Genomic DNA, 14,386 nt, shown 5'->3' with positions numbered 1-14,386 from the left:
AACCCATTAATCATCTTCCCACAGGACTGCAAACAGTTTAGTCATAATCTCGTTTAAATAAACCCAGTAAAGGACCGAGAATCAAACCAAACACAAAGCCACCTATATGCGCCCAATACGCAACTCCACCTGTCTCCATACTCATAGCAGCTGGTTGCAAGCTTGCAAGACCGGATATGACATTTTGGACAATAAACAGTCCTATCAAAATCATCGCTGGAACTCTAATTGTCGTAATGAAAAATCCTAAGAAGACTAATGAAACGACTCCCGTGCGTGGAAAGCGAATAATGTAAGCACCCAAAATGCCTGAAATTGCACCACTTGCTCCTAAAGAAGGAATTGTAGAATTTACACCAACGAGCCACTGACACAAAGCTGCTAGAGCACCACAACTTAAATAGAAAATTAGGTATTTAAAATGACCCAAGCGGTCTTCAATATTGTTACCAAAAACCCATAAAAAAACCATATTGGATATGAGATGCCACCAGCCACCGTGTAAAAACTGTGACGTAAATAAAGTAGCCCACTCAGGTACGGATGGATTAACTGACGCACCAGCAAAACTAGCCGTTAACTGTCGTGGAATTACGGCATATAACTGTAGAAACTGTTCTAGTTGCGTCTCCGATAAACTCACTTCATGGAGAAAAAGTAATACGTTCATACCGATCAACCCATAGGTAATGTATGGGGTGATTCGGGTCGGGTTTTCGTCGTAAAGGGGAAACACAGGTGCTTTTCCTAATTTGCCACTACCTGAAATATAACTTGTTAGGGGTAGGACGATAGGGGACCAGGGGGACCAGGAGGACAAGGAAGATAATATCTTCTTCTCCCTTGTCTACTCGTTAAACTCTAACTACCTGACCAAAACTCTTCTTTTGGTTTGTCATTAAACAACCCGAGCAATGGACCGAGAACCGCACCGAAGAGAAAACCACCTGCATGCGCCCAGTAGGCAATACCGCCAGTATCAACACTGGTGGATGCTTCTAAAGAAGCAGCTCCAGAAATGGCTTGTTGAAGAAACCAAAACCCTAAGAAGAAGAATGCTGGGACGCGAAATGTGGGAAAGAAAAATCCTAGAGGGATAATACCGAGAATTTCTGCTTTGGGAAAGCGAAGAATGTAAGCACCCATAACACCTGCGATCGCACCACTTGCTCCTAAAGAAGGAATTGAGGAATTTTGTGCAAAATACCACTGACTCAAAGATGCTAAAACACCACAGGTTAAATAGAACAATAAATATTTAATGTGCCCTAACTTATCCTCAACGTTGTTACCAAAAATCCATAAAAACAACATATTACCACCCAGGTGCAATAGACCTGCGTGTAGGAATTGAGAGGTAATCAAGGTTGACCACTCTGGTACTGGTTGATTAACCGGAATTCCTGCAAAGCTAGCTGTGAGTTCTCGCGGTACAACAGCAGCAAGGTGTAAAAATCCGTCTAATTCTTGTGCAGGCAGACTTGCTTCAAAAAGAAAAGCTATGATGTTGGCAGCAATCAGCCCGTAAGTGACGTAAGGCGTAATTGTCGTAGGATTATCGTCTCTAATTGGAACCACAGAACTATTTCTCCATTTTTGAAGAACTAGCTCAGAATATCTGATTTTTTTTAAACTTTCTTCTAACCTATGACCTAACTAGAGATTAGGAGTGAACAAGGGAGCCAATTCTACCTTGTCTACCTTGTCCCCCTTGTCCCCAATTCTTTAATAGACTTTCATCGCCCGTTGCATCTCGCGCTGGTCTTGGCGTTTCTTAATGTCTTCACGTTTATCGTGAATTTTTTTACCTTTTGCCAGGGCAATACTAATTTTTACCCAGCCCCGCTTGAGGTACATCTTAAGAGGTATCAACGTTAAACCTTGCTGTTCGACTTTGCCAATCAACTTGCGAAGTTCGTCACGACGCAACAACAGCTTGCGCGTGCGCCGGGGTTCGTGGTTGAAATACTGACCGCTAGCCGTGTAAGGAGAAATATGGACGTTAATGAGCCATGCTTCTCCATCGCGAAGCAAAGCGTACCCATCTTGAAGATTTGCTTTACCCGCACGAATGGACTTCACCTCGGTTCCTGTAAGCTGAATACCAGCTTCATACGTCTCCAGAATTTCGTATAAATACCGAGCTTGGCGATTGTCGCTAATAACTTTGTAACCTTCGCTTTTTTCACTCATTGAGGATAATATTTACGTACAGTGTGTTAAAAAATTAATATGAATAAATATAACAAAGAAGAAAATTTTACATAAATTTTTGTCACGCACTCCTTTGAATGTTACCTTTATCTTTCTAATTTAGCTTTTTTCTACTGTTTTTGCTGGTTTGTATTGTTAAATAATCTTTTATTGAGGTAAAGTTTGGAAACGATTGGGCAAATAAAATAGTTTTTTGAATACCTTAAAAGCCTTTAGTTTCAAGCCTTTATCCTTCACAATACAGCCGTTAAAAAATTTTATATATCTTCAGGTGAGTCCAAACGGATCTTATTTTACCGCCATAGAATGATTTTGTTTGGGGAGGGGCTGGGTAAATTTGTGATTGAACGCGAAAGGAATTTGGGATTTAACTATGAAAAACAAATTGACTACAGCAATTGGTGCCGGCGTTATCGGTTTAAGCCTAGCTATGATGCCCCTCACTTTACCTGCTTCTGCTCAAACCAACAATAGCGATACTGGAACTGGAACCACCACCGGCAACACCACCACTGACACGACAACTTACCGTGGTGATAATGATTTTGATTGGGGTTGGTTGGGTTTACTTGGACTTTTAGGTTTAGGCGGTTTGGCTGGAAGACGCCATGAAGAACCAGCTCGTTATCGCGACCCCAATGCAGTTGGTACCTCTACTTATAGAGAATAATTGCGGTTTCTACTTAGCAGCCATTTAGCAAAGAATGGAGCTTAGGACTTTTTGAATTGAATAAACAGCAACTTGAAGGCAAGCCTTAGAATGTATTACTCTAAGGCTTATTTTAGTAGTAATAACTGCTCAGGCTGTTACTGATTCGCGTTTAATTGGTTTGTAGTAGCTAGCAATCAAAGCGACCATTAACCACCAAACTGTATTCACCTCAGGACGAAACCAAACGGTATCAACTGTGTTGTGACCGAGCGTTCCTGTTATGGCTGCGATCGCACCAATAATCCAGAAGCCATCCACACTGTTTGATTGTCGCAAACGCCGTAATTGCAGAATACCTGTATTAAAAGTGATAACAAGCAGCCACAAGAAACTGGCTAACCCAATAAACCCAGTTTCCACAGCTATCTCTAAGAAAATAGAATAAGCACTCAAGGCGGTGTAACGGGGAAGTTGGTAAAGAGGATAGACTTTGTTAAAAGCGTTGTGACCGGGTCCAATCCCAGTGAGGGGATAATCCTCAATCATCTTAAAAACGGCAGTCCAAACATTCTTACGAAAATTATTACTACTATCATTTCTGTCAGCAAAAATACTTAAGAAGCGTTCTCTCACGGGTTCAACAAGTAAAATTGCCAGCAGTAATACGCCTGTTAAACTACCTAATATTAACCACAAAGACCATTTACGCCAGAAAGGTGGCATATGTACGCTGAACCAAAAGTAAAGCAATCCCAGTAAAGTTAAAACAGAGACAACCAGTCCAATCCAGCCGCCACGGCTAAAAGTTAGAATTAAACATGCACCATTAACAACTAGCATTGTTACAGCCAGAGCTTTCGTCAACCAACTTCGCCATGCAAAAATGGCAACTGCGCTTAAAGCGACAGCTGGCAAAAGATATCCAGCTAATAAATTGGGATTGCCAAGATAACTGTAAACTCTTGTTGTTTTTGACAAAGGAGACATTGGATCAACCCAGGTAGCCAGCGCTGGTGCTCCAAAAAACCATTGTCTTAATCCATACACGCTTACAATAAGAGCTACGTGTAAATACAAGCCAATCAACCAGGAACGAAAGCGAGGAAACTTAAGAACTCGCGCACAAAGAACAAACAGTAACAAGTAAAGCGTAAAATTTCTTAAATCTGTCATCGCCGCTTTCTTAACAGGTGATAGTGCTGTAGCTACAACAGCAACCCCCCAATAAAGCAGTATTGGCAGGTGAATGGGAGTCACACTGGGCGCATTTGGTGAAGTCGTTTCGTCAGATACGGTTAACAGGAGCCAAAATCCTCCACAAGCAACCAATATCAACCCGAGTAGGTCATTCGCCACAAAAGGAGCTAGCCCATATATCAAGCTGAGCAAGGCTGTTGCTATTGCTTCTCCCCACTGTAAGAAAATACTACTTTGCCGCCAAGAGTGCAGTAATCCCACAACAGAACGGTGCAGGTAACTGGTGCTAAGGTATTCTTTCAACGGCAAGTAAGATAAAGTGAATTGTTGCCAAATTAAATTCATATACAACACTGTGAATAGATAGCACGCCCGCGCACAACTTTGATAATCATGACAGTCCCTGATTCTAAAAGTTCATGTCGCAGATTGCAAATTGTCAGTCTCCAATGAGAGTGACTGGTGTTGTGGGTTCTAGTACGTGAAGGCAGAGCCAAACGCTTGCTACTAGGGTAGAAGGCGCAAAAGCTTTTAATTGCAGCTTTATTATCTGTTACTAATGGTTGCCTTCTTTACGCCAAACTGTACTATTTTTTGTACCAACTACTAACCCATAACCACTCACTAACTATATATATGTCAGCCAAGTACCCCATAATCTGGACAATTTGCAATGCTAATCTAACACAGTCACTTTACACTCCCCAAATTAAAATTCGCTTGAAGATTCTACTGTGCTCGAACTTACCAAGGGTAAACTGAGTACATAGCGATACCCCGATTCTGATGAACCTTGAACCGAAATTTGTCCGCCGTGCAAGTGTGCTAAACGACAGCTAAGTTCTAAACCCAAGCTCTCACGAGACACATTTGCGGATGATTTAGTAGAATTTAAGTCAGAGACGATCGCAAGGACATCTGAAACAGGCGAACTTAACTCTGTTGGTTCTTCCACCATTACAGGTAAATCGGAGACATCCTCAGGTAAATCGGAATAACTATTGCCATTACTATAAGTGGAAGTACTTGCTGTAAACTCCAGCATGGGAGCTAAACTCTTAAGACGGAAGTAAGGCTCTACGTCTGTTATACCGTCCCCAAGCCAGGGATGTGAAACCCAAACTGTGATATTAACTAAATTGTCTTTGTAAGAAACATGAATGCGAACAACACTTCCTGTAGCGGAAACTTGAATTACATTAAAAACCAGATGATATAAAATTTGTCGTACTTTATCTTTATCTAGAGGTAAGATGCGACTGCGCCCTGGTTCTATGGATAAGCGAATATCTTGTTCGCGTCTGTTAGCTGCTTCTTCTAAGGTATTGATAGCTTGTTGACAGAGCATTTCAATATCTACAGGAGCTAAATTGAGTGTTAATGGGTTTTCATCTATTGTTCCAAGTTCAGAAATTTCATTCACTAGGGACAGTAAATATCGACCGCTGTGTTGAATTATTTCCAAATACTCTCTCTGTTTGGTTGTCAAAGGACCGTAAATCTCGCGTCCTAAAACACCAGCCATACCCAATACAGATGTCAAGGGAGTACGTAACTCTTGAGTCAATTGCGCTAATAGTGCTAATTTAAGCTGATTGGTGGGAACTGGAATTGATTCTTTTTGAAAAACACTTGGGTTGAGCCGAATCTCACCATTGCTAGTATCTTGGAATGACCAAGAAGAAACATTCATGGGAATATTGGTATTTGAGCCAGCCTGTAGCAGTCGATTGCGTTCAAATTCACTCATGCTCCAGCGAGCTATGATTTGTAAAAATTCAATATCTCTGTTGGTAAATTTACGCGGGACTAAATCCATCACTGCTAGCGCACCCAAGCAATAACCTGAAGCATCAAACAACGGTGCTCCTAGATATGCGCGAATACCGTAATCTTGCAACAACTTACTATAAGTGGAACGTTCTGCACCAGAGAGAAGATGTGTATCATCAATCACAACGATTTGCGAGCTTTCTACGACCTTCGTGCAGAAAGATTCCCGACGTGAGAGTTGACGACTTTGTGCGAGTTGGTTCATCAGCCCAAGTCTGGATAAGCCTATAGCTGATTTGAACCAGTGGCGCTCTTGATCTACAAACCCTAAGACACAAATTTGTGCTTCTAGAAAGTGCGCGGCTGTTTGAGTCGCTTCTTCAAAAACTGGAATTGTCTCTGGTTGACGTAAACCTAAATCGGTCAATGCCTTAAGACGTTGTTGTTCTCTCGTCTCTTGAGAAGCCCAACCATCTTTGAGCGTAAATAGTTTGTTTTCAGGCTCTACCATTGCCACTGTTACCTTGATGATAGCGAGGGTACTGTAATTTACATAACCACTAGGTCTGGTTAGTTGCTATTTTTAAGATTCCCCAATTTTTTGCCAGACAAACATACTAAAGGGTAATTTTTTTTTCAGTATAAGTTTTTAGCTATACAAAGGTTGTCTGACTTGATGTTTTGCAAATTATACACAAAACATTTCAGTATACTGTAGGGTTTTAATGGAAATAGACCACGGGCAATTGTTTGCTACAAAGACGGAAAATGACTTTTCCCTAACCCTTATGTTCTATTTTCTGAAAGAATAGCGTTAGTTTCAGATTTGACGTGGGTATGATAAGGTTGTGCTAAAACAGTAACCAGTAACTACGCGATCGACAATCGGTGTATGATTCCTGTTTTCTCGTCATCGTATACGTAAACGCTTTGTTGTCAAAGATAATCTTTTAAATTACTAAATGCAGATTTTGTTAATAAGGAAGATTTATCAAAAATTCATAAAGAAAACATATTTCCTTTACAAAGGGAATTGTTTTAAACTTTAGGATTCAGTCAAGAATGTAACAAACGCTTAAGAGAATGTTCGAGAAGCGCAGTATCATAACAGAGCTAGCAAACAGAATTCGTGGTTCTACAAGCACGACAGCCAGGGCGTTTGAATTCCATCAATCTGCTTGGGCGAACTTAAAAACTGTATTTCAATATTTTAATTTGTGAGAATTGTCTTAACAATGAATAACGTAACTGTTAAAGTTCCATTTGTAGACCTCAGTATACAACATCAAGCAATTCAATCTCAATTAGAACAGGCAATCCAATCTGTAATAGTACAAGGAGACTTTGTATTGGGACAGGCGCTGAAAGATTTTGAAGCAGCGTTTGCCAAAGCAGCGGGAACAGAATACGGTGTTGGTGTTGCTTCGGGAACTGATGCGATCGCTCTTGGTTTGCAAGCCTGTAACATTGGTCTTGGAGATGAAGTAATTTTGCCAGCAAACACCTTTGTAGCGACTTTAATTGGGGTGTTACGTGCGGGAGCAAAACCGATTTTTGCAGATTGCGATCCACAAACAGCATTAATTGATTTAGAGTCAGCAGCCCGAGTGGTTACCCCTAACACCAAAGCCATTATCCCCGTACATCTCTACGGTCAGATGGTATCGCCAAAGCAGTTATTAGACTTTGCTGACGCACATAAACTCCTCATCTTTGAAGATGCGGCGCAAGCACATTTAGCAACAAGAGAAGGATATCGAGCAGGCTCTGTGGGGATAGCAGCAGCTTTTAGTTTCTATCCAAGCAAAAATTTAGGAGCATTTGGAGACGGAGGAATGCTCTTAACAAAAGATCCAGACATAGCACAAAAAATGGTTCGCTTGCGGAATTATGGTGCAGCGCAAAAATACATTCACATTGAACCAGGTACAAATAGCCGCTTGGACACGATGCAAGCTGCTGTGCTGCTTCAAAAGCTTCCACATTTACCGGAATGGAACCGCCAGCGTTGGAATGCAGCACAGCAGTACGACGCCGAACTAGCACATCTCGCATCAAGTGGCATTATTCCCATACAAAATGAAAGTGGAGAAGGACACATTTATCACCTTTACGTTATCAAAGTTGATAGTTCTTGTCCCGTGAAACGGCAACAAATTCAAGAAAAATTAGCTGCAGCAGGAATTCAGACGGGAATTCATTACCCAATTCCCTGCCATCTTCAACCAGCCTTTACCTATCTAGGTTATGAACTTGGGGATTTCCCTAAAGCCGAAATGCTATCAGAGCAAATATTATCTTTACCCATGTATCCTGGTTTAAGTAGCACTCAAGTTAAAGAAGTTGTGTCAGAAATTGGTTGCATCTGCTAATGGTGAGACCAGCCCTGCAGGCGGGTTTCCCGCCGTAGGGGACTGGTGAACCCGAAGGGCTAATGGCTAATGGCTAATGGCTAATGGCTAATGGCTAATAGCTAATGGCTAATGGCTAATGGCTAATGGCTAGTGGCTAATGGCTAATGGCTAATGGCTAATAGCTAATGGCTAATGGCTGATGGCTGATGGTGTATTAATCATAAGCCACGAGCAAATATCAATAGCTAGAGAGAAAAATGCAAATTCATCGTCAGCTAAAAAAAACAAATTCCTCACAATTGATAATCCTAGCAATACTGGCTATTCTAGTATTGCTTTACGCTCCGGTTTTACTGCAGTGGTGGGAAGGTTGGATCAGAAAAAATATTAGTACGGAACACGAGTATTTTAGCCATGGTATTATTGGGATTCCATTTGCTGCTTACTTAGCTTGGAAAAATCGCTCGAGATGGCAAAGGCTTCCCAATATGTCCCATCCCGTAGGAGCTTTTTTACTGATAGTAGGGGCAATTTTTTATCTGAGCGGTGTTAGTGAATGGGTGAACATATCATTCCCTGCAATCCTAGCAGGAATATGCTTGTGGTTAAAAGGAGTTCCCGGCTTTAAACTACAAGGATTTCCTTTGTTGCTAGTGTTTTTAGCAACACCAACAGCACTACCTTATCTTGTTGCTCCTTATACTTTACCGCTCCAAAGTTTTATCGCTGGTACTGCAGGTTTTATATTGAGTCAGTTTGGCTTACCAGTTACTGTCGATGGTATCAATATATATACAAATGGAAGAATTGTGGAGGTTGCGCCCTATTGTGCGGGATTAAAAATGTTGTTTACGACTCTTTATGTGGGCTTAATGCTACTTTACTGGACTGGTGCTTTATCTTCCCGCCGTACAACAGTTTGGTTTTTGTCTACAGCCGTTGTCATTAGTGTCAGCGCTAATATTATTCGCAATACGTTACTGACTTTCTTTCACGGTACGGGACAAGAGGGTGCTTTCCAATGGTTACATGACAGTTGGGGTGGAGACCTTTACTCTGCTTTGATGTTACTAGCATTAGTACCCACTTTAAATTGGCTCGACGAGCGTTTTCATGAAGTTCCAAAAGAGAAAGGGCTGGAAACTGGAGTATCTGAGTAAACTGAGTGCTCTCCAACCTCCCAATCCCCATTCCCTCATACCTAAATCCTGTAATATTACTAGAGCCAATGCCCAATTGAAGACTTAAAATTTTACCAAGTTCTGTGAATTTTACCCGATGACTTCCTTTTCCAAATTCATTAAGGAAAAACAGTTTTCCCAAGTAGTGGTGCTGTTACTGCTGCTCGTACTGTTGGCTCTAGGAGCTATTCCTGGTTATCTAAAAGGACGCTGGGAGTGGAACGAACCACCAAGAATCGTGACTCTCAAAGAATTGAAGGAGATACGCAAAACAGGAATATCTATTCCTGGCTGGAAAACTGTAGAACAACGGGAGCAAGAAATTGGCTCAAACAAGTGGTCTTACCAACTCATTGAAAAAGAAGGTCAGCAGACTAAAGCAATTGTGTTATTGCTACCACAAAACGGACCTAGAAATCAACCTCAAGTAGAATGGACAGAAATTGACAGTCTGTGGCAGTGGCAAACTGCTCAAAATCGTGCTGCTGAATTTACTGTCACATCACCTCAAGCATCGGCTTCTGCAAATACCGAAATTAAGGTACAAGCAAACTTTTTCCGTGCAACAGCAAACAAACAAAGTTTTGCGGTTTTGCAATGGTATGCTTGGCCTACTGGTGGCAGTGCATCACAGATATCTTGGTTTTTAGCTGATTTGTCAGCACAATGGCACAAGCATCGCGCTCAGTGGGTAGCAGTTTGTATTCTCCTTCCGATGGAACCTTTGGGACAAGTAGAAAAGACTTGGAATGAGGTGAAGTCAATCGGTCAATCAATCCAGGGTGTTTTAATGTCAGGACCTTTGAATGATTCAAAAGTCAAAAGTTTAAAGTCGAAATAAGATTTTGTACGATATTTTTATTTAGAAAGGGTGCTGTGTCTTGTATAGAAGTAAAATAAAAATTCGTCAGCGCTCACACTAATTTGTACAGTTCCTGGTTATTTTATGCGTATATTTAGCGCCCTATCTTTCATAGGTCTTCATGTTGGCGTCTATTTAATAGCAGCAACTGTTCAACCTGTTGCTGCTCAGAATATCCCAACTCAAGAGTTACCACCAGGATCGTCTACTACGCCTCCAAGGAATATTTTAGAAGAACCAAGACAAATTGAACCTCCTACACCTCCCTCTGGTCCTGAGGTCGATCCATCTCTAAGCGATGGCGTATCACCTCAATTTACCCGCTACCTCTTAGGACCGGGGGATGGTGTCAACGTTTTAATTCAGCGCCCTTCTGGTAAGTACCGCTTGGGACCGGGAGATGGTATCGCTGTTTCAGTTCAACGCTTTCCGGATCTGAGCTTTCAAGCTATCATCAACCCTGAAGGAAACATTGTAGTCCCTTTATTAGGAACAGTTTCACTCAGAGGCTTGACCTTGGAACAAGCTCAAGAAAAAATTCGTGTTGGCTTAAATCGATTTGTTGTCGATCCTATTGTGGCATTAGCTCTGACGATACAACGTCCGGAGTTAAGCTTTACGGCTCAACTAAACCCAGAAGGCAATATTATCGTGCCACAAGTGGGAACAATATCTTTGCAAGGTTTAACTTTGGATGAAGCCCAAGAAAAAATTCGTCTGAGTTCAAGCCGCATCTATGTCGATCCAGTTGTGTCAGTATCCCTAGCCGCACAGCGTCCGGTTCAAATTACCATTAGTGGAGAAGTGACACGACCGGGAATTTATTCTATTGCTTCCGGGCTTCCTCGTGTTGGGGATGCTTTAATCTTAGCTGGAGGTTCTTCGATGACGGCAGACCTGCGACAAGTACAAATACGCAGGCGCTTGGTTGATGGTTCTGTCGCTACACAAAATGTTGACCTATACACTCCCTTGCAAAATGGAGGTTCGGTACCAAATTTACGCTTGCAAGATGGCGATGCTATTGTGATTCCCCGTCGGGAAATTGCTGCAGACGATGGTTACGATCGCAACTTGGTGTCTCGTTCAACTTTAGCAGTACAGCAAATAAGAGTCAGGGTATTAAATTATGCCTCAGGAGGGATCGTCACAATACCACTACCGAATGGGAGTAATTTTTTAGACGCCTTAGCAGGGGTGAATCTTGATACTGCTAACCTCAGAGGGATCAAACTGTTTCGTTTCGATCCGGAACGCGGTAGAGCTATTGCTCAAACCCTCAATGCCAGAAAAGCACTTTCAGGCGACTCATCTCAGAATGTACCACTTCAAGATAACGATGTCATCGTAATAGGTCGGAACTTGATAGGTAAAATTACAAATGCTATCAGTCTGATTACCCGTCCTTTCATCAGTATCAATGCTTTCCTCGACTTCTTTAACGACTTTGGTCGTGATTAAGTGTTTGGCATAACATAGTAGGGTGAGGAGCTAACAGTGACCGGAGATCGGACCTCACATCTAAAATTTCAAGCTCGACCTGTTTTTCTTAAATGTTGCTATGACTCCACCGATTGTTAAACGCTACCTCATCGCCTTTGATAAATATAAATGGATTGGTATTGCCAGTTTTGGTTTGGTTGTAGTGGGTTCAACGGTGGTGGCTTTGCAACCAGAACCAGCACCTACCTATATGGCAAATGGTGCGTTGACCTACGCTCGTCCGCCAGTTTCTTTTTCGACAACTGGTACTGAAATTAACCTGCAAGGGCAAGAACTCAGTGAGGAAATTTTACTGTCAGATCAGATCGTTGAATCTGTCGCTACAAAATTAAACATTAGTCCCAAGAAAATCGCGACAAGTGTTAGCCTCAAACTACCTGAAAGAGCAAAGGAAGCAGCAGATGCACAACAACCAACGACAATTGAATTGAGATACAGAGATAGCGATCGCCAGCGAGCAAGGGACACCTTAGCAGAATTGATGGAGGCAATGATCCGTTTAAGCGGTGAGATCAATACAAGGCGATTAAACGCAATTATTACAAAAGTTAACGAACGCATACCAGCAGCGAAAAGGGATTTACAAGTTGCAGAGCGCAAACTAGAACTTTACGATCGCAGAGAAAGACCGGCAATATTAGCAGCAGAAAATGGCAGTTTGCTCAACGCCATTACTAGCAGTCAAATTCAACAGAGGCAAATTCAACTTACACTTTCAGGAATTGAGGCTCAAATTCGGAGCATTCAAGAAAAATTGGGTTTGAATGTCAACCAAGCTTACGTCTCTTCTGCTCTGAGTGCAGACCCGATTATTGCCAACTTGCGAACGCAAATCTATCAAACGGAATCTCAAATAGAAGTTTACAGGAAAGATCTCCGACCCGACCACCCAACCATGATTCAGCTGCAGCGTCAGAAAGAAGCTTACGAAAACCTATTACGCCAACGTGGTGGAGAGGTGATCGGGGGTCCTGATGGCGCAGCACCTTTACAAGGAACGGTATCCATTCGTTCTCGAAGCAACCTAGACCCTGCAAGGCAAAACCTGGCAAATCAAATGGTGGCTTTGCAAACTCAACGGGAAACGCTGCGACAGCAATTAATAGATTTGGGAAAGGATGAGACACGACTGCGGCGAGAGTATGCTTTGATACCAAACAAGCAATTGGAGCGATCGCGCTTAGAACAGGAAGTCGGACTGAAAAAAGCCGTGTACGACCAAATGCAGGTGAAGTTGACCGACGCCAAAACAGCAGAAGCGGAAACGGTGAGTAGCCTGGGTATAGCCAGACCAGCTGTAGCACTTCCTGTAGTGACGCCACCTAAGAATCCAGCCATTACCTTAGGTGTGGGTAGTTTACTGGGACTAGTCGTTGGTGGTGGCGTGATATTTTTGCTAGGAGCACTCGAAGGAACTTTCAAAACCAAGGAAGATATCCGCGATACCCTCAAACAACGCGAAGTTCCCCTCTTGGGCGAATTGCCTTTGATGCCAGTTGCCGATCTACCCCCCGGAGCATTGCCAGTTGTCTTATCTCCAGAATCTCCCTACCTGGAATTTTATGAGAAGTTCCGCAGCAATCTGCGCCGGATTGGTGGTAGAACCTTAAAGGTCGTGTTAATCGCAAGCACCACTAGCAGTGAAGGTAAGACTGCGAGCGCTTATAACCTTGGAGTCGCCTCCGCCCTAGCTGGAAAACGCACTTTGATTGTTGAAACTGATTTGCGATCGCCCTCTCGTGCATCATCCTTGAAGGTCAGCCCCGACCCCGACGCCATTGTCGATCCATTACGCTACTACACTAGTTTAAGCGAATGTATCCGCCTAGTACCTGATATAGAAAATTTATACATCTTGCCCAGTCCCGGTCCCGTGCGTCAAGCTGCTGCTGTTCTCGAATCCAGCGAATTTAAGCGGTTAATGGAAGACGTGCGCGAACGCTTTGATTTTGTTATATTAGACACCCATTCTATGAGCTTATCGAACGATGCTCTGTTAATTCAACCTTATAGTGATGGCATAGTACTCGTAGCACGACCCAATTATACACAGGAAAATATGCTAACTGAAGCTATTGACCAATTAACAGAATCAGAGCTACCACTGTTGGGAACAATTGTCAATGGGGCAGACATCGTTGTCAACGTACCTCCTCCTGCTCTACAACAACCACCAAACACTCCCCCTGAAGAAGAACTTTCAGTCGGAGCAAGAAGATAAATCCCGTTTTCCTCTCGAGTTGGTGGCGGTAAGTTAATCTTAATCTTCAAGTTTAATGACTTCTACCTACTGAGTTCCCAGACTGAGCCAGGGAATAAAGTCTGCGAGGCTGAGCCTCGCGAGACAGATAGTTACCGGAACTAGAGGAGTCCTCCACCTCAACGGTTTTCCCTGGCTGAGCCTAAGAAAAAGGTGAGGGGGGAGTGAGTGTAAGGTCTGTCGAACTTACGTTGGATGAAGTGGATAAAAGTCAATCGGTAAAAAAGTAAAAATAATTAACAATAATATTAATTATTACTGACCAATTATTTTTCTTTAAATCTTAGGTTAAAAAGGTTATAAGAAAACACGGTTGGTGTGGAAAGAATTAGGGGCTTATACAATAGCCCTCCTTAAAAAGGGGGGTTCGGAGATTTACAACATATGAAA

At 42.4% G+C, this 14,386-nt stretch carries 11 protein-coding genes; 6 read left to right on the top strand and 5 right to left on the bottom strand.

Annotated elements, in window-relative coordinates:
- Nucleotides 1-37: 37 nt before the first annotated feature.
- The 3 genes from AB0756_RS31475 to smpB form a co-directional block, all read right to left on the bottom strand.
- A complete protein-coding gene (locus AB0756_RS31475) occupies nt 38-736 on the bottom strand; it encodes a rhomboid family intramembrane serine protease (RefSeq protein ID WP_038089670.1) in 699 nt (232 codons plus the stop codon).
- A gap of 125 nt (nt 737-861) precedes the next feature.
- A complete protein-coding gene (locus tag AB0756_RS31470) occupies nt 862-1,578 on the bottom strand; it encodes a rhomboid family intramembrane serine protease (RefSeq protein ID WP_038089667.1) in 717 nt (238 codons plus the stop codon).
- Between the two features lie 147 nt (nt 1,579-1,725).
- Nucleotides 1,726-2,193: an SsrA-binding protein SmpB gene (gene smpB / locus AB0756_RS31465; protein WP_038089665.1), complete on the bottom strand. Its 468-nt coding sequence runs from the start codon at nt 2,191-2,193 to the stop codon at nt 1,726-1,728.
- A gap of 394 nt (nt 2,194-2,587) precedes the next feature.
- On the opposite strand from smpB, the gene AB0756_RS31460 reads away from it, so the two are divergent.
- Nucleotides 2,588-2,884 (top strand): WGxxGxxG family protein, encoded by a 297-nt coding sequence (locus AB0756_RS31460; protein ID WP_038089662.1) that lies wholly within the window; start codon nt 2,588-2,590, stop codon nt 2,882-2,884.
- 129 nt (nt 2,885-3,013) lie between these two features.
- Here AB0756_RS31460 and AB0756_RS31455 read toward each other — a convergent pair whose 3' ends face one another.
- Together AB0756_RS31455 and AB0756_RS31450 are read right to left on the bottom strand one after the other, a co-directional pair.
- Nucleotides 3,014-4,408 carry an IctB family putative bicarbonate transporter gene (locus tag AB0756_RS31455; protein ID WP_050046806.1) on the bottom strand — a complete coding sequence of 465 codons (1,395 nt, stop codon included), beginning with the start codon at nt 4,406-4,408 and terminating at the stop codon, nt 3,014-3,016.
- Between the two features lie 364 nt (nt 4,409-4,772).
- A complete protein-coding gene (locus AB0756_RS31450; protein ID WP_038089659.1) occupies nt 4,773-6,347 on the bottom strand; it encodes a GAF domain-containing sensor histidine kinase in 1,575 nt (524 codons plus the stop codon).
- Between the two features lie 724 nt (nt 6,348-7,071).
- On the opposite strand from AB0756_RS31450, the gene AB0756_RS31445 reads away from it, so the two are divergent.
- The 5 genes from AB0756_RS31445 to AB0756_RS31425 all read left to right on the top strand — a co-directional run bounded on the left by AB0756_RS31445 (nt 7,072) and on the right by AB0756_RS31425 (nt 13,957).
- Entirely contained in the window at nt 7,072-8,208 is a 1,137-nt protein-coding gene (locus AB0756_RS31445; protein WP_038109358.1) for a DegT/DnrJ/EryC1/StrS family aminotransferase, read from the top strand.
- A gap of 239 nt (nt 8,209-8,447) precedes the next feature.
- Nucleotides 8,448-9,350, top strand: coding sequence for a cyanoexosortase B (gene crtB / locus AB0756_RS31440; RefSeq protein WP_038082545.1), 903 nt, complete (start codon nt 8,448-8,450; stop codon nt 9,348-9,350).
- Nucleotides 9,351-9,468: 118 nt separating this feature from the next.
- Entirely contained in the window at nt 9,469-10,212 is a 744-nt protein-coding gene (locus AB0756_RS31435; RefSeq protein ID WP_038082546.1) for a cyanoexosortase B system-associated protein, read from the top strand.
- Nucleotides 10,213-10,317: 105 nt separating this feature from the next.
- On the top strand, nt 10,318-11,694 hold the full coding sequence (locus tag AB0756_RS31430) for a polysaccharide biosynthesis/export family protein (protein ID WP_038082547.1): 1,377 nt from the start codon (nt 10,318-10,320) through the stop codon (nt 11,692-11,694).
- A gap of 100 nt (nt 11,695-11,794) precedes the next feature.
- Nucleotides 11,795-13,957, top strand: a complete 2,163-nt coding sequence (locus AB0756_RS31425) for a GumC family protein (RefSeq protein WP_038082548.1) — start codon at nt 11,795-11,797, stop codon at nt 13,955-13,957.
- Nucleotides 13,958-14,386 lie beyond the last annotated feature (429 nt).

Source organism: Tolypothrix campylonemoides VB511288_2 (assembly GCF_045999855.1).
Taxonomy (GTDB): Bacteria; Cyanobacteriota; Cyanobacteriia; order Cyanobacteriales; family Nostocaceae; genus Scytonema; species Scytonema bouteillei_A.
This window is presented reverse-complemented; position numbering and strand designations above follow the sequence as displayed.

Excerpts from the sequence above, each read along its gene's own strand:
- AB0756_RS31435 (WP_038082546.1), top strand. The coding sequence starts at position 9,469 with ATGACTTCCTTTTCCAAATTCATTAAGGAAAAACAGTTTTCCCAAGTA.
- AB0756_RS31450 (WP_038089659.1), bottom strand. The coding sequence starts at position 6,347 with ATGGTAGAGCCTGAAAACAAACTATTTACGCTCAAAGATGGTTGGGCT.
- AB0756_RS31425 (WP_038082548.1), top strand. The coding sequence starts at position 11,795 with ATGACTCCACCGATTGTTAAACGCTACCTCATCGCCTTTGATAAATAT.
- AB0756_RS31460 (WP_038089662.1), top strand. The coding sequence starts at position 2,588 with ATGAAAAACAAATTGACTACAGCAATTGGTGCCGGCGTTATCGGTTTA.
- smpB (WP_038089665.1), bottom strand. The coding sequence starts at position 2,193 with ATGAGTGAAAAAAGCGAAGGTTACAAAGTTATTAGCGACAATCGCCAA.
- AB0756_RS31455 (WP_050046806.1), bottom strand. The coding sequence starts at position 4,408 with ATGAATTTAATTTGGCAACAATTCACTTTATCTTACTTGCCGTTGAAA.
- AB0756_RS31430 (WP_038082547.1), top strand. The coding sequence starts at position 10,318 with ATGCGTATATTTAGCGCCCTATCTTTCATAGGTCTTCATGTTGGCGTC.
- AB0756_RS31445 (WP_038109358.1), top strand. The coding sequence starts at position 7,072 with ATGAATAACGTAACTGTTAAAGTTCCATTTGTAGACCTCAGTATACAA.
- crtB (WP_038082545.1), top strand. The coding sequence starts at position 8,448 with ATGCAAATTCATCGTCAGCTAAAAAAAACAAATTCCTCACAATTGATA.